This is a genomic window from Tsuneonella sp. HG094, from assembly GCF_053819285.1.
On the sequence record NZ_JBSORA010000001.1, the window covers coordinates 1,196,269 to 1,211,812 of the forward strand.

General features: G+C 66.9%; 13 protein-coding genes. 2 read left to right on the forward strand and 11 right to left on the reverse strand.

Annotated elements, in window-relative coordinates; all coding sequences use genetic code 11:
- Positions 1-204, forward strand: coding sequence for a hypothetical protein (locus ACWPMX_RS05970; RefSeq protein WP_455699119.1), 204 nt, complete (start codon positions 1-3; stop codon positions 202-204).
- On the opposite strand, the gene ACWPMX_RS05975 is transcribed toward ACWPMX_RS05970, so the two are convergent.
- The 4 genes from ACWPMX_RS05975 to ACWPMX_RS05990 all read right to left on the reverse strand — a co-directional run bounded on the left by ACWPMX_RS05975 (position 201) and on the right by ACWPMX_RS05990 (position 4,109).
- Positions 201-1,568 (reverse strand): sensor histidine kinase, encoded by a 1,368-nt coding sequence (locus ACWPMX_RS05975; RefSeq protein ID WP_455699120.1) that lies wholly within the window; start codon positions 1,566-1,568, stop codon positions 201-203. The two genes, ACWPMX_RS05970 and ACWPMX_RS05975, sit on opposite strands and share 4 nt — an antisense overlap.
- A gap of 1 nt (position 1,569) precedes the next feature.
- The gene (locus ACWPMX_RS05980) at positions 1,570-2,532 is read right to left on the reverse strand and encodes a hypothetical protein (RefSeq protein WP_455699121.1); all 963 of its coding nucleotides are present in this window, start codon (positions 2,530-2,532) and stop codon (positions 1,570-1,572) included.
- 35 nt (positions 2,533-2,567) lie between these two features.
- The gene (locus tag ACWPMX_RS05985) at positions 2,568-3,731 is read right to left on the reverse strand and encodes a hypothetical protein (RefSeq protein WP_455699122.1); all 1,164 of its coding nucleotides are present in this window, start codon (positions 3,729-3,731) and stop codon (positions 2,568-2,570) included.
- A 75-nt stretch (positions 3,732-3,806) separates the two neighbouring features.
- Positions 3,807-4,109, reverse strand: a complete 303-nt coding sequence (locus ACWPMX_RS05990; protein WP_455699123.1) for an Hpt domain-containing protein — start codon at positions 4,107-4,109, stop codon at positions 3,807-3,809.
- Between the two features lie 71 nt (positions 4,110-4,180).
- Between ACWPMX_RS05990 and ACWPMX_RS05995 the strand changes: the two genes are divergently transcribed.
- The gene (locus ACWPMX_RS05995; RefSeq protein ID WP_455699124.1) at positions 4,181-7,072 is read left to right on the forward strand and encodes an ATPase; all 2,892 of its coding nucleotides are present in this window, start codon (positions 4,181-4,183) and stop codon (positions 7,070-7,072) included.
- 4 nt (positions 7,073-7,076) lie between these two features.
- On the opposite strand, the gene ACWPMX_RS06000 is transcribed toward ACWPMX_RS05995, so the two are convergent.
- From ACWPMX_RS06000 to nuoL, 7 genes are read right to left on the reverse strand one after another with little or no spacing between them, the layout of a single operon-like run.
- On the reverse strand, positions 7,077-7,337 hold the full coding sequence (locus ACWPMX_RS06000; RefSeq protein ID WP_455699125.1) for a DUF1467 family protein: 261 nt from the start codon (positions 7,335-7,337) through the stop codon (positions 7,077-7,079).
- Entirely contained in the window at positions 7,334-8,986 is a 1,653-nt protein-coding gene (locus ACWPMX_RS06005; RefSeq protein ID WP_455699126.1) for a ribonuclease J, read from the reverse strand. The genes ACWPMX_RS06000 and ACWPMX_RS06005 overlap by 4 nt, the downstream gene beginning before the upstream one ends.
- Positions 8,983-9,759, reverse strand: coding sequence for a type III pantothenate kinase (locus ACWPMX_RS06010; RefSeq protein WP_455699127.1), 777 nt, complete (start codon positions 9,757-9,759; stop codon positions 8,983-8,985). The genes ACWPMX_RS06005 and ACWPMX_RS06010 overlap by 4 nt, the downstream gene beginning before the upstream one ends.
- 11 nt (positions 9,760-9,770) lie before the next feature.
- The gene (locus ACWPMX_RS06015; RefSeq protein ID WP_455699128.1) at positions 9,771-10,481 is read right to left on the reverse strand and encodes a biotin--[acetyl-CoA-carboxylase] ligase; all 711 of its coding nucleotides are present in this window, start codon (positions 10,479-10,481) and stop codon (positions 9,771-9,773) included.
- On the reverse strand, positions 10,478-11,941 hold the full coding sequence (gene nuoN / locus ACWPMX_RS06020; protein WP_455699129.1) for an NADH-quinone oxidoreductase subunit NuoN: 1,464 nt from the start codon (positions 11,939-11,941) through the stop codon (positions 10,478-10,480). Before nuoN ends, ACWPMX_RS06015 begins: the two co-directional genes overlap by 4 nt.
- A complete protein-coding gene (locus tag ACWPMX_RS06025; protein WP_455699130.1) occupies positions 11,941-13,500 on the reverse strand; it encodes an NADH-quinone oxidoreductase subunit M in 1,560 nt (519 codons plus the stop codon). Before ACWPMX_RS06025 ends, nuoN begins: the two co-directional genes overlap by 1 nt.
- The gene (gene nuoL, locus ACWPMX_RS06030) at positions 13,500-15,542 is read right to left on the reverse strand and encodes an NADH-quinone oxidoreductase subunit L (RefSeq protein WP_455699131.1); all 2,043 of its coding nucleotides are present in this window, start codon (positions 15,540-15,542) and stop codon (positions 13,500-13,502) included. The genes ACWPMX_RS06025 and nuoL overlap by 1 nt, the downstream gene beginning before the upstream one ends.
- Positions 15,543-15,544 lie beyond the last annotated feature (2 nt).

A 15,544-nucleotide genomic window follows, 5' to 3' on the forward strand; every position in this document is an offset into this window, starting at 1 on the left:
ATGCGCGCCCTTCGCCTGATCGCACAGGTTCTCGGCGTCGCGCTCGTCCTGTCGGGCGGGCTTTGGGCGTTGCAGGGCCTCGGCATCGTGATGTGGCCCGCCGAAAGCTTCATGCTCGCCGAGCGCAAATGGGCGCTCTACGGCGCGATAACCGTCGCGATCGGTGTCATGCTGTTCTGGTGGGGCAGCCGCCGCCGCGCCTAGTTCGCGGCGGGCAATTCCAGCGTGAACCGCGCGCCCTCGCCCGGCGTGCTGTCGACCGAAAGTTCGCCGCCCATCGCCCTGGCCAGTTTCCGCGAGATATAGAGGCCAAGGCCCGAGCCGCCGTCGCCCGAGCGCCCGAGGCGTTCGAACTTGTTGAACAGCGCGCCGAGTTTGTCGGGCGCAATGCCGGGTCCTTCGTCGCTGACGACGATCCGCGCCCGCTCTCCTTCGCGCTCGATCGACAGCGTCACCGTGGTGCCGGCGGGCGAGTATGCGATCGCATTGCCAACAAGGTTGAGCAGGATCTGCAGCACGCGCCGGAATTCGCCGGTCGCCGGAAGCACTGCGCCCTCGGGTGCCCGCAAGTCGATCTGCTTTTCCCGCGCTCTCACGGAGAGGATGCCGACGGCGCGCCGGGCTACGTCGCCAAGATCGATACGGTCGGGCGCGGTGCTGAAATCATCGGCTTCGACGATTTCCAAGTCCGACAGATCCTCTATCAATGACAGCAGGTGCTGGCCTGCCGCGGCGATGTCGGCGGCATAGTTGCTGTACTCGTCGGCCAGTGGCCCTGCGAGACGGGCGCGGATGGTCTCGGCATTGGCGATGATCCGCGCGATCGGTTGCCGCAGTACCGGCGTGAGCTCGCGGCCGAATGACGTCGTCGCGCGCGGATGTTCGACGGGCGCGGCCTGGATCGTCGGCAGCGGCGCATCGGCAACGAGGAGCAGTTCGAAGCCCGCGCTTCCCGGCTCGGGCTTGCCGAGAGGTACGAGCGTGGCGGTGAAAGCACGCGAAGAACCCGCAACGCTACACCGCGCTCCGTCGAGCAGGCGCCAGTGGAGCGGCTGACGGTGCGCAAGATCGGGCAGATCGACCGACGCGGTCCACGGCGCACCCCGCTTTTCGCGCATGGCACGCGCGAGCGGCAGCAGGTCGGGCGCGGTCGTCTCGACCGTCAGTACGCCCTGCCCAGGGTCGAGCCGGGCCGTAAGCTCGGCCGTTGCCCGGTCGATCGCAATCCGGCGCGCGGCGGTCGCATCCTCACTCGGTAGTGGACGAGGGCTCGTCGCCCAAGCGCCGATCGTGATCGCGCAGCCGCCGCCGTCGCGATCCTCGCGCGGGGCGATTTCGACCCACGCGCGGACGGTCTCGTCGCCGTCGAGCGCCTCGATGGTCCGCGACAGGCGCAGCCCGAGCTGGCGCGCCTTCCGCACCACTTCGAGCAGTTCGGGTATCGCGACGGTTCCCGGTAGCTCTCCGCCGCAGCGCAAGTGCAGGCCGGCCAGCGGCTCGTCCGCCTCGATCAGCCGATCATCGCCGTCGGTGCGCGCCTGCGCGAGTATGGAGGTCTCGGCGCCCATGTCAGCCGATCGTGCTCCGGCCCGACGCTTCGAGCATGGACGCGGCGCGATCGGCACGCAGCATTTCGAAGCCGTCCGGCAGGGCAGTGTCGGGATGGATATGGAGGAACTGTTCCTCGACCTCGCGCGGCTTCAGCCCGGCAGCACGTAGCGAAAGGGCAAGGCGAGCAAGTTGCCGGTCGTTCGTCACCACCGTGGCAAGGTCGCGATCCCATCGTGCCGTGTCGGCGAGTGCGGACAGGAATATTGCCGTTCCCGCGTGGGAAACGGACAGAGCGGCGCGAGAACCTGCGCCCATGCCCGCCACGAGGCGCGCGAGCAGCCCGATGCGGCCCGCGCTCTCGTCGAAGGATTTGCGAAGGCGGTCGACGGTGAGAGCGACCGGCTCGTCGATGTCGCCCCCCTCGTCGCCGATCCAGGTTGCGATAACGGCGTGGAAGGTGTCGGCGGGCAGTTCACCGAGCGGGAGCTCCATCCGCCGCTGCGCCTGCACGAAGCGGGCCTGTGCGGCGAGCGCCGCCATTGCCACGCTGGCGGTGCCCGCGTCGTCCGAGGCGATCAGCGCCTGGAGCAGCGGCGAAAGTACGGGGTCTATGGCCGAGCGGTTCTCCAGACGCCCTGTCAGGTGGCCCTCGAGAGCGAGCGCATGGCAATGGCCCACGAGGCGGGAATCCGACAGCAGGCGCATGGTCAGGTCGTCGCGCTTGGCATCGGCGTCTGCCCGCGGATCGAGCGCATTTGCCGCTTCGGCCCGAGCGATGAGCAACTGGCGGGCGACGTCCCCCACCATTCCGCGCACCCGGCTGACGATCTCGTCGCTGAACAGCGAGTGATCGTGATTGGCCAGCAGATGGCCGAGCACCGGCCCGATCGTGCCGAGCACGACATCGCCGTGCGCCAGTTCGGCGCGCAGGAATGCTTCGACGGGCGCCTCGCTCGATTGCATCGTCACCGTTTCGTTCATGGCATCGGCCATAACTGCGTGTGGTTAAACCTGCGTTAGCCGCTTTTGCGAGGCCAGAATAATCTCACCGCGAGCGCGATAAGAGCGATGGCAGCCATTCCCGGAATGAATCCGCCTGCCACCGCCGTTGCCGTCACGACCGAAATGACAAGGATGCGATCGCCGAGCGGGGCAAGCGGGCGCTGGGCATCACCCTCGCGCGCCAGCCGGATCGCCGCGATCAGGACGAGAGCGGTGAACGGAGCGGGCCACCCGGCGAACTCCTGCGGGCTGGCAGCGGTCGCCACCACTGCGGCATCGATCAGCGCGTCGCGTATCTCGATCATTCTGCGCGACCGGGGCGGATCACCCGCCCCTGCGCGCTCGAACCGTCCGAGGCGCTCGCCGACGTCTCCGATCAACGCCGAGAGCGCGATCGCGGCGAGTCCGCCTACGGTGATGCCAAGGTAGCCCGCAACGCCGCCGCCGACCGACAATCCCAGTCCCGCGATCGTCAGGGCTGGCGACAGCACGGGACGCTCGGCAGCACGGGGCAGGATCCAGCGTGCGACGCGGTGCGCCAGCGCCTCGCCGGGTCGATCGAGCGCGGGCGCGGGCACGTTGCGCGACTGCCAGCCTTCCTCGAGCCGGCGCGCGGCCGCGTCGTCGCCGAGCAGGGCCCAGCGCCCGTCGTCAAGCCAGCTCTCGGGCACATCCACGCACCGCCCGCCGCGCTGGAGCGCGACCCGCAACAAGCCGGCGATCGGGTCGGCGTCGATCGGGAGCAGCGCCAAGGCCTCCACCGCGTCGCCGCGGGTCGACAGGACCCCGCCCCATGCCCGGTCGCGATCGATGCGCTCGAAACCGCGCTCAACCGAGCCATTCGCGGGGAGTGCGGCGATCCCGGCACGCGCCCCGAGGGCTTGCGCCAGCCACTCGCGGTCGGGCAAGACGCCCGGCGCGAACACGAATAAGGTGTCGGCCGCGCTGACCAGCCCCGAGAGTGCACGGGCGTGCGAAATGGCGCTGAACTTCGCTTCGCGCGCCTCTGTCTCGCGCTGGAGCGCGGCAAGCGCCGGTCCCGGTGCATCGGCAAGGCACACGATCCGCTCGCAACCGAGGCCGAGCGCGGCCTGCAACTGATGCCAGGCCACAGGTCGACCGCCGAGGCGCACGGGCTCTCCCGCATCGTCCGTCATCGCCATCAGCGCGACCCGCAAATGTCATTCCTCCTGCCGCTCGTACGAGGCGGCAAGTCCTACGGGCGCTGGCAAGGCTTGACTAGGGGGACCCGCTCAGCGGGCGATGAAGCGTTCGCGAAAGTGCTCGATCCGCCGAACGACACCCGGTTCCCCGGGTGCGCCCTCGATCGCCTCGTCGGCGAGAGCGATCAGTTCGGACGCGTGAAAGCTGCTGGCCAGCCCCTTTAACCGCTGCGCCGCGACCGTCCAGTTGCCGTCGCAGCGCGCGCGCTTTAGCAGGTCGAGGTGGCGATCAAGGCTTTCGGAGAACGCCGCGCGCAGTTCGGCGGCAAGCGCAGCATCCTGTCCGGCAGCAGCCGCCAGTGTCGCATCGAATGAGCCGATTTCATACGCCATTGGCCGCATTCCTAGCATCGTGAGGATTAACACTCTGTTGAACATGACTGGAATCGTGTAGATTCTGCGGCATGAGCGGGGGATCTCACATTCGGGCCATCGGTCCGGGCAGCAGCGCTGCGGCGCAGGACGGCACCACCAGCGTCGCGGATGAACCGCTGACGCTCGACGAGAGCTGGGAGGAATCCGCCCCGGTCGAGGAGTACTGGGAGGTGCCTACCCCGCACGGCTCGCGGGCATGGATCGTGCCTGCGCTCGCGATATTCGCGGCTGTGGCATGGACCGGGTTTTTCGGTTGGGCGCAGCGCGCCGAACTCGCTGCCGGAATCACTCCGCAAGCCGGATCGGCGCTCGTCGTGTCGTGGGCCGTGCCAGTCCTGTTGATCGTCGCACTGGTCCTGCTCGCCCTGCGTCTGAGCACGCGCGAGGCGGGGCGGTTCACCGATGCCGCACTGACTCTGCGCCAGGAATCCGAAGCACTCGAAGCGCGGCTCTCGGTCGTCAATCGCGAGCTGAGCCTCGCACGCGAGTTCCTCGGCGCCCAAAGCCGCGAGGTCGAATCGCTCGGCCGCGTCGCGACGCAGCGCATTTCCGAACACGCGGATCGTTTGCAGTCGCTCGTCCACACCAACGGCGCGCAGGTCGATGCCCTCGCTTCGGTCAGCCGTACCGCACTCGACAACATGGAGCGCTTGCGTGACGACCTGCCGGTCATCGCCAACGCCGCGCGCGACGTGTCGAATGGCATCGGCGCCGCAGGCAACACCGCCCACAGCCACCTCGGCGAGCTCGTCGCCGGGTTCAACCGTCTCAACGAATTCGGGCAGGCGAGCGAACGACAAGTCGCCGCGCTGCGCAGCAAAGTCGACGCGGCGATCGCGGGATTCGAGGCGCAAGCGGCCCAGCTCGACCAGATCACCGGAACGCGCTTCGCCGCCCTGCGCGAGAAGAGTGACGTCTTCCGCGCCGAACTCGACGGGCGCGAAGTCGAGGCCCTCGCCGCGATGCGCCACCGTGCCGACCGCCTGCGCGAGGAAATCGGCAGCGCCGCGCAGGAACTCGAAAACCATGAAGGCGAACTGCTCCGGTCGCTGCAGGCGCGCACGACCGCCATTCGCGACGGTGCGGACACGATTTCCGCGAGCCTCGGTGCGGCCGAGTCCGCGGCGCTCGACAAGTGGCGCGAGCGGATCGAAGCGCTCAAGGCAGACCTCGAAGCGGCGATCAGGCATGTCGAGGCAATCGACAACGCTGCCAAGGTGGGTGCCCAGCAGCGGCTCGGCATCATCCGCGACGAGGCCACTCTCGTCGATGCCAAGCTGACCGAATCACACGCGATCTTCGTGACCGAGATCGAGAAGCGCCGGGCCGAAGCGACCCTGCTCGCGACCGAGCACGCAGCGACGATCGAAACTCGCCTCGCCGAGTTGGACGCCGCCATAAGCGAACGGCAGGCAATTCAGGACGAGCGGACGCGCGAAATGATCGCCGCAGCCGAAGTGCATCTGGCCCGGATCGACGACGCCGTCGCCGAGCGGGACCGGGCACACGGCACGCGCGTGCAGGAACTGGCTGGCGCGGTGACCAGCCAGTTGGCAGCACTGGATGCCGACATCGCCGATCGACGCGCCGCGCAGGACGCACAGGCACGCGAATTGGCTGCGGCGGTGTCGGCGCACCTCGCCGAGCTCGACGGGGCCCTCAACGAGCGTCGCGACGCGCAGGACGCGCGCAGCCGCGAACTCGCCGAAAGCGGCGCTCGACTGAGCGCGCAGCTCGATGCGCTTGCCGCGCAGATGACCGCCGCCGCCGACCAGGGACTCGCCGCGGAGGCCGCCCTCGCCTCGGCGATCGATGCGCTCGGCGAGCGTTTGGGGGCGAGCCGGACCGCGCTCGGAGACACCGACCGCGCTGTGGTCGAACTCACCGACGCCAGCGTCCGCCTGCTCGAGCTGATTCGGGCGAGTGCGGAGCATAGCCGGGTGGACCTTCCCGCTGCGCTTACCGAGACCGAAGCGCGACTGGCCGCGCTCGGCGAACAGGGCCAGGCGCTCGGCCTGATGCTGACCGGAGCGGGCGATCGCAGCCGCGAAGTTTCGGACTATGTTCTTGCGGCCCAGCGCAACAGCCATGCGGCGATGGATGAGATCGGCGAACTGCAGCTTCGCGTTTCTGCTGCGCACGAAGCGGAAGTCTCGCGGGTGGCCGCGCTGCGGAGCGAACTCGCCCAGCTCGCGCAGGAAAGCGAAGCACTGGCCGGGCAGGCGCAAGGAAGCCTGCGGGATGCGATCACCCAGCTTGAGGGATCGGCACGCGCGGCCATCACCGCACTCGAGGCCGAGGCCGATACCCGCATCGCTTCGCTCGCCGAACGGATCGCTGGCGACACCAACGACGCACTCGACCGGGCGATGCGCGAGCGCGTGGGTGCGGCGCTGGGCGAACTCGAAGGGAACGCGGCCCGGGCCGCTGGTGCGGGACGCGAGGCGGCGGTGCAGCTACGCGACCAGCTCGCCAAGGTCAGCGAACTCGCCGGCAACCTGGAAACCCGCGTGGCAACGGCGCGCCAGCAGGCCGAGGAGCAGGTGGACGGGGACTTCTCGCGCCGGGTCGCGATGATCACCGAAAGCCTCAATTCCAACGCGATCGACATCGCGCGCGCGCTATCGAGCGAAGTGACCGATACGGCGTGGGCAAGCTATCTGCGCGGCGATCGCGGCATCTTCACCCGCCGTGCCGTGCGCCTGCTCGAACCGACCGAAGCGCGCGAAGTGGCCGAGCTCTACGATGCCAACGGCGACTTCCGCGAACACGTGAACCGCTACATCCACGACTTCGAAGGGATGCTCCGCACGATGCTGTCCACCCGCGACGGGCACGCGATCGGCGTGACCTTGCTCAGCAGCGACATGGGCAAGCTCTACGTGGCGCTAGCGCAGGGCATCGAGCGCCTGCGCGACTGATAGGTCAACCGGCGATTCCGAGGGTATCGAGGGTAATCCAACCGAAGCTGTAGTTCGCGACCCACAGGGCGGTGAGGACAATCGCAATCATGGTCGCGCGAATCAGCAATTTGCGGGGCTGGAAGTTGCCCGGAGCACTGTCGGCCTGACCCGGCACCTTCTCGATGCCCAGTTCCTCGTGCGTACGCACCCCGAATGGTAGCAGCACAAATGCGCTGCCGACCCAGAACAGGAAGAAAATCGCGACGATCGAGGTGATATTCACGCCGCCTCTCCGGGAATGATGACCCGCACCTGCGGGCGCTTGCCCGACCAGCGCGTTGCCGCGCGCCTTGCGGCAAGCCGGGCAGTCTCCATCAAGGTGTCACGATCGCGCGCCGCAGGACCGCGCAGCTTGCCCAAAGCCTGCGCCACGTCGCTCTCGGTTTCCTTGACGAATGCTTCGTAGTCCTCGTCGAGCGGCAGTCCGATGCCTTCGACATAGACGCCTCCGCGCGGACCGATCACCACGACCACCGCACCTTCACGGGCGAGCCGCCGCCGCATTACAATCGCATCGCCGTCGGCCGGCGCGATGATCTCCCCGTCGAGCACGAGCCGACCGCTGCGCACTTCGGCGACCTTGCCCGGCTTGCCGGGGGCGAGACGGACGATGTCGCCGTTCTTCTGCACGACCGCCTGCGGAATGCCATTCGCAAGGCCGAGTCGCGCCTGCTCGGCCATGTGGCGCATCTCGCCGTGGACGGGCACCAGCACCTGCGGTCGCAGCCATCCGTAGAGCGTCTCAAGTTCCGGACGCCCGGGGTGCCCGGAGACATGGATCAGGCTCTGCCGGTCGGTCACCATCACGATGCCGCGTTGCGCAAGCTGATTCTGGACCCGTCCGATGGCGAGTTCGTTGCCGGGGATTTGCCTGCTGGAGAACAGTACGACGTCGCCGGTCGAAAGTTCGATCGGATGGTTTTCCTCGGCAATTCGGGCAAGCGCGGCGCGCGGCTCACCTTGCCCGCCGGTCGCGACGATCAGGACCTCGCCCCGGGGCAGCCCCATCGCCGTGTCGAAATCGACCGTCTCGGGAAGGTCGGTGAGGTAGCCATTGTCCTGCGCGACCTCGATGATGCGATCGAGCGAACGGCCCGCGACGCACAGCTTGCGCCCGGTCGCGTCGGCCACTGCGCCCAGTGTGTGCAAGCGCGCGACGTTGCTGGCGAACGTCGTCACCAGCACGCGGCGCCCGGTCCACTTGCCGACTTCCTCGTGCAGCGCTCGGTAGACCGCCCCCTCGGAGCCGCTTTCGTTCGGGTTGAACACGTTGGTCGAGTCGCAGACCAGCGCGAGGATGCCCTCGTCACCCAGTTCGCAGAGCTCTTCCTCCGTGGTCGGTTCGCCGACGATCGGCTCCTCGTCGAGCTTCCAGTCGCCGGTGTGGAATACCCGGCCGTAAGGCGTCTCGATCAGCAGCGCGTGGCCCTCGGCGATCGAGTGCGCGAGCGGGACGTAGGAGATACCGAACGGCCCCACCTGAAACCGCTCGAGATCCTCGACCACAATCAGTTCGACCCGGTCGGCGATCCCGGCCTCCTGGAGCTTGCGGAGTACGAGGTCGGCCGTGAATGGCGTCGCATAAAGCGGAACACCCAGTTCCGCCGCGAAATAGGGCACTGCACCGATATGGTCTTCGTGCGCGTGGGTCAGCACGATCCCGTCAAGCGCGGCCACGCGATCCTCGATGAATTCGAGATCCGCGAACACCAGATCGACACCGGGGTACTCGTTGCCGCTGAAGGTCATGCCGAGATCGACCATCAGCCAGCGCCCGCGGCAGCCGTAAAGATTGACGTTCATGCCGATCTCGCCCGAGCCACCGAGCGCGAGGAACAGCAGCTCGTCCTCGGGTGCGAAGTCCTTCTTCATGTGTGCGCCCGTTCGGCGAGGATTGCGAGCCCGTCGAGCGTGAGGTCTGCATCGACCGCGTCGAATATGTCCGTATGTTCGTCGAACAGGATCGCGAGACCGCCGGTGGCGATGACTTTTGCGGGGCGACCGATCTCGGCGCGCATCCGGGCGATGAGGCCCTCCATCATCGCGACATAGCCCCAGAACACCCCGATCAGCATCTGGTCCTCGGTATTGGTGCCGATAACGCTGTCCGATCGCGGCGCCTCGATGGCGATGCGCGGCAGCTTGGCCGTATTGCCGACGAGCGCGTCAAGCGACAGGTTCAGGCCGGGGCAGATGATCCCGCCCTTGTATGCGCCGGTGAAGTCGACCGCGTCGAACGTGGTGGCGGTACCGAAATCGACCACGATCAGGTCGCCGTCGTACTTCGCGTGGGCCGCGATCGTGTTGAGCGCGCGGTCGGCGCCGAGCGAGCGAGGTTCATCGACGTCAACGGTGAAGCCCCACGCGGCCCTGTCCTCCCCTGCGATCAACGGAGTGATGTTGAAGTATTTCTCTGCAAGCACGGTCAGGTTGTGGATCGAGCGCGGGACGACCGACCCGACGATGATCTGGTGCACCGCATCACGGTCGAAACCCTCGATCGCGAGCAACTGCAACAGCCAGACGGCGTATTCGTCTCCCGTGCGGCGGGGGTCAGTCGCGATACGCCAGCGCGCCTTGATCTCGCGGCCCTCGAACAGCGCGAAGACCACGTTGGTATTGCCGACATCGGCGGCGAGCAGCATCGCGGTTTCCTTCAGGCCAACATCACGTCGCCCGCGTGGATAGGCCGGGTTGCCCCGTCTTCCAAGCGCAGCAGGAGAGTTCCGTCATCGGCCAGCCCTGCGAACTGGCCAGCGATGGTCGCGCCGCCCGGTTCATGAACGGTGAGAGCGCTGCCGACCGGATGCGCGGCGGCCTGCCAACGGCGTAGCAGCGGCGCGATGCCGACGGTCCGCCAGCGTTCGAGTTCGCGGTCGAACGCATCGGCAAGCGTTCCGGCAAAAATGTCGCGGTCGGGGGCCGGCCCGATTTCACTGAGCGCGACCGTCTCCCGTCCCTCGACTGTCGGTGCTGCGGCGAGATTGACACCGATGCCGATGACGACCGCATCGCCCTCGCCCTCCAGCAAGATGCCGGCGAGCTTGGCGCGGCCCAACAGCAGATCGTTGGGCCATTTGAGCGTTAGGCGGGAAGGGTCGGCCAGCAGGGGCGCGACCGCTTCGTGCAGGGCTACCCCGGCCAGCAATGCGAGCGTGGGTGCCGGATGATCCTGCGGCGCACGGCGCACCACAATCGAGCCCATGAAGTTGCCCGCGCCGTCGAACCATGCCCGCCCCTGCCTGCCCCGTCCCGCGGTCTGGCGCTCGGCGACTAGCCAGTCGCCCTCGGCCACGCGCTCGCCTGCGCGCAGGGCCGCGATCAAGTCGGCGTTGGTCGAACCGGTTTCGGCGACGAAAGTGATCAAGCGGCCAGGAACAGAGCCGCTGCGGCGGTGTCGGCCAGGCGGCCCAGCCAACCGGTCAGCAGGTAACCGAGTGGCGAGATGAACACCGTGCTGACGATCAGCAGCGCCCAATGCGCCCAGTCGTTGCTGCCCTGCACCTTGTTCGCCGGTTCGTCGAAGAACATCACCTTGCCGACCTTGAGGTAGTAGAACGCGCCAATCACGCTTGCGGCGATGGCGATGGTGGCGAGCGCGATCATATCCGCGTTCACGGCAGCCTGGAACACGACGAGCTTGCCCCAGAACCCGAACAGCGGCGGAATGCCGGCAAGGCTGAGCATGAGTAGCAGGAGGCTCCATGCGATCGCCGGATTGGTCCGGCTGAGGCCCGCGATATCCGCAATCGATTCGACCTGGTCGCCCTCGCTGTCGCGCAACATCAGCACAGCGACGAAGCTGCCGACCGACATCGCGACGTAGATCGCGAGGTACACAAGCATCGCGCTCGCCCCCTCGGCGGTCGCTGCCGCGAGGCCCACGAGGATGAAGCCGACATTGTTGATCGACGAATAGGCAAGCAGTCGCTTGAGATTGCCCTGCCCGATCGCACCGAGCGCACCCACAACGATCGAAGCGAGCGCCGCGAAGGTCACGACCTGGCGCCATGCATCGACCTGACCGCCGAACGCGTCGAGCGCGACGCGCATCAGCAGCGACACGGCTGCGACTTTGGGCGCGGTGGCGAAGAACGTCGTCACCGGCGTCGGCGCGCCCTCGTAGACGTCGGGCGTCCACATGTGGAACGGCACCGCAGCGATCTTGAACGCGAGGCCCGCTAGCACGAAGATCACCCCGAACAGCGCCCCGGTCGATAGATTGCCTTCGAGCGCCGCGCGGATGCCCGTGAAGCTGGTCGTGCCGGTGAAGCCATAGGTCAGGCTCATGCCGTAAAGGAGGATGCCGCTCGCAAGCGCGCCCAGCACGAAGTACTTGAGGCCCGCCTCGGCCGAGCGCCCGTCGACCCGCAGGAACGCCGCGAGCACATAGGCCGCGAGGCTGTTCATCTCGAGACCGATGTAGAGCGTCATCAGGTCGCCGGCGGAAACCATGATGCCCATGCCGAGGACCGCGAACACGATCAGCACCGGGTACTCGGCGCGCATCGCGTTCCAGCGTTCGAAGAACCGCGGGGCGATCATCAGGCTGGCCGCGGCGGCGGCGTAAATCAGCAGCTTGGAGAAGGCGGCAAAGGCATCGGCGCGAACCTGGCCGAAGAAAGCCTCTGTGCCCGCGCCCATCGCGCCGCCGCAGAGCACCGGCGCGGTGAACGCTGCAGCGGCGGCGAGCAGGAACACGGCCGCGACCGAAATCGCCCGGCTGCCCTTGTCGCCCATCCACGCGGCGGCAAGCAGCAGCACGAGGCCGCCGACCGACAGGATCGCTTCGGGCAGAACGAGCGAGAGGGAGTTCTGGAGGTCCATCAGTGGCCCTCCCCTTCGGCAGCGCCTTCGGCGGCGTGGTGTTCCAACTCGTTCGCCATGCGGGTGCGGCGGGTGCCTTCGTCGAGCTTGCTGTCACCCGCCGGCTTGGCACGGCTGACGCGCGCGTCGAGCGCAGCGATGTCCTTGCGCATCGGGGCGAGGAAGCTTTCGGGATAGACGCCCATCCACAGCACCGCGGCCGCAATGGGAGTGAGCATGATCCATTCGCGGACGTTGAGGTCCTTCATCGCGGCGGCATCGGCGTTCTTCTGCACGCCAAACGCAACGCGCCAGTAGAGGTAGAGCATGTAGGCCGCGCCCAGGATGATGCCGCTGGTGCAGATCAGCGTGACCCAGGTCGAAACCTGGTAGATGCCTGCAAGGCTGAGGAACTCGCCCACGAAGCCGCTCGTGCCGGGAAGGCCGATGCTCGCCATCGTGAACAGCATGAAGAACAGCGCGTACTTCGGCATGTTGATGCTCAGGCCGCCGTAGCGATCGATCTCGCGCGTGTGCAGACGGTCGTAGATCACGCCGACGCACAGGAACAGCGCGCCCGAGACGAGGCCGTGGCTCAGCATCACGATCATCGCGCCTTCGAGTCCCTGCACGTTGAACGCGAACAGGCCGATCGTCACGATCGCCATGTGCGCGACCGACGAATAGGCGATCAGCTTCTTCATGTCGTGCTGGACCAGCGCGATCAGCGAGGTGACGACCACCGCGATCATGCTCAGCGCGAAGATCAACCAGGCGAGGCTCGCGCTCGCCTCTGGGAACATCGGCAGGCTGAAGCGAATGAAGCCGTAACCGCCCATCTTGAGCAGAACGCCGGCCAGGATCACCGAACCAGCGGTCGGCGCCTGCACGTGCGCGTCGGGCAGCCAGGTGTGCACCGGCCACATCGGCATCTTGACCGCGAAGCTCGCGAAGAAGGCGAGGAACAGCCAGGTCTGCGCGCCGACCGGGAAGTCGTACTGCATCAGCGTCGGGATGTCGGTCGTGCCCGCCTCGTTGATCATCCACAGCATCGCGACCAGCATCACGACCGAGCCGAGCAGCGTGTAGAGGAAGAACTTGTAGCTGGCGTAGATACGGTCCTTCCCGCCCCAGATGCCGATGATCAGGTACATCGGGATCAGACCGGCTTCGAAGAAGATGTAGAAAAGCAGCAGGTCCTGCGCGGCGAACACGCCGATCATCAGCAGTTCCATGAACAGGAACGCGGCCATGAATTCGCCGACGCGCTTGTCGATCGATTCCCAGCTGGCGAGAATGCAGATCGGCATCAGGAACACGCTGAGCACGATCAGCAGCAGCGCGATCCCGTCGATGCCGAGCGCGTAGCCGAAGCCCGCGAACAGCTCGGCCCGCTCGACGAACTGCCACTGCGCGCCGCCGACGTCGTAGTTCGCCCACAGCGCGATGCCGAGCGCGAGGTCGATCAGCGTCGCGACCAGCGCGACCATGCGCGCAGCCTTCGCCTCAAGGAAGAAACAGGCCAGCGCGCCGACCAGCGGCACGAGGAGCATCAGCGAAAGGATCGGAAAGCCCCCCATCACACCAGAACCCAGGTAATCGCGGCGACGAGGCCGATCAGCATCCACAGCGCGTAGGTGTTGAGGAAGCCCGACTGGATACGCTTCGCACCGACCGTGCCCTGCGCCACGATCCACGCCGCGCCGTCAGGCCCGAAGCGGTCGATTACACCCTTGTCGATCCAGATCCAGAACTTGCGACCAAGCCACATCGAAGGGCGCACGAACAAGAAGCGGTAGAGCTCGTCGAAGTACCACTTGTTGTAGAAGAACCGGTATACCGGGCCGAGTTGTTCGGCCGCGCGGCGCGGCATGTCGGTATCGCGGATGTAGCCGAGCCAGGCGATTGCAAGGCCGATCAGCATGACCACGGTTGCGGTCAGCTTCACCCACAGCGGAACCCCATGCATCGCGTGGATCAGGTTCTCGTTGTAGAAGATCGAACCCTGCCAGAAGCCCGCGTCGTCGAGGAAGGCGTGGTTGAACACGAAGCCCGCGAACACCGCGCCGAGCGTCAGCACGCCGAGCGGGACGAGCATCGAGATCGGGCTCTCGTGCGGATGGTAGCCCGCAGTGCCGTCGCCGTGCGCGGTGTGATGGGCGGGCGCGTGGTCGTGACCGGCGTCCTCTTCCGAGGGGTGATCGTGATGATCGCCATGAACCGCGTGCTGAATGTGCTCACTGTCGGCCCAGCGCGGCTTCCCGAAGAACGTGAGGAAGATCAGGCGCCACGAGTAGAAGCTGGTCAGCAGCGCCGCGAACGCGCCAAGCCAGAAGGCGAAGTGCGCGATCTCGGTACCACGCCCCCACGCCGCCTCGAGGATCGCATCCTTCGAGTGGAACCCGGCGAAGCCCGCGTGCAGCCAGTAGATGCCGACGCCAGTAATCGCGAGCGTGCCCGCCATCATCGCCCAGAACGTGAGCGGGATGTGCCTGCGCAGCGCGCCGTAATAGCGCATGTCCTGCTCGTGGTGCATCGCATGGATGACCGAGCCCGCACCGAGGAAGAGCAGCGCCTTGAAGAAGGCATGCGTGAACAGGTGGAACATCGCCGCGCCATAGGCGCCGACGCCCGCGGCGAAGAACATGTAGCCGAGCTGCGAGCAGGTCGAATAGGCGATGACCCGCTTGATGTCCCACTGGGTCGTGCCGACCGTCGCCGCGAAAATGCAGGTCGCGGCCCCGATGAAGGTCACGAAGGCGAGCGCAATCGGCGCGGTTTCGAACATCGGCGACAGGCGGCAGACCATGAACACGCCCGCCGTCACCATCGTGGCGGCGTGGATCAGCGCGGAGACCGGCGTCGGGCCCTCCATTGCGTCGGGAAGCCAGGTGTGCAGGCCGAGCTGCGCGGACTTGCCCATCGCGCCGATGAACAGGAGGATGCACAGCACATCCATCGTATCGACCCGGTGGCCAAGGAAGCCGATCGTGCTGCCCGCCATGCCAGGAGCAGCAGCAAGGATTTCAGGGATCGATACCGTGCCGAACACCAGGAACGTGCCGAAGATGCCGAGCATGAAACCGAGGTCGCCCACGCGATTGACCACGAAGGCCTTCATCGCGGCGGCGTTGGCACTCGGCTTGCGGAACCAGAACCCGATGAGGAGGTAGCTGGCAAGGCCCACCCCTTCCCAACCGAAGAACATCTGGACAAGGTTGTCCGCCGTCACCAGCATCAGCATCGCGAAGGTGAAGAGGCTCAGGTAAGCGAAGAACCGAGGCTGGTCCGGGTCCTCGGCCATGTAGCCCCAGCTGTAGAGGTGGACGAGCGCCGAGACGCTGGTGATGACCACCAGCATGACTGCGGTCAGCGTGTCGACCCGCAGCGCCCAGTCGAACGTCAGCGTGCCCGACTGCACCCACTGGAGCACCGGAACCACGCCAGGCTCGCCCGTGCCGCCCACGAACGCCAGAAAGATCGGCCAGCTCAGCGCACACGACAGGAACAGTCCGCCGGTGGTGATCGACTTGACGATCGTGTTGCCCAGCGCGCGGTTGCCGAGTCCGCCGATGATGGCGGCCACCAGCGGTGCGAAAACGATGATGAGGATCGAGTTCACGG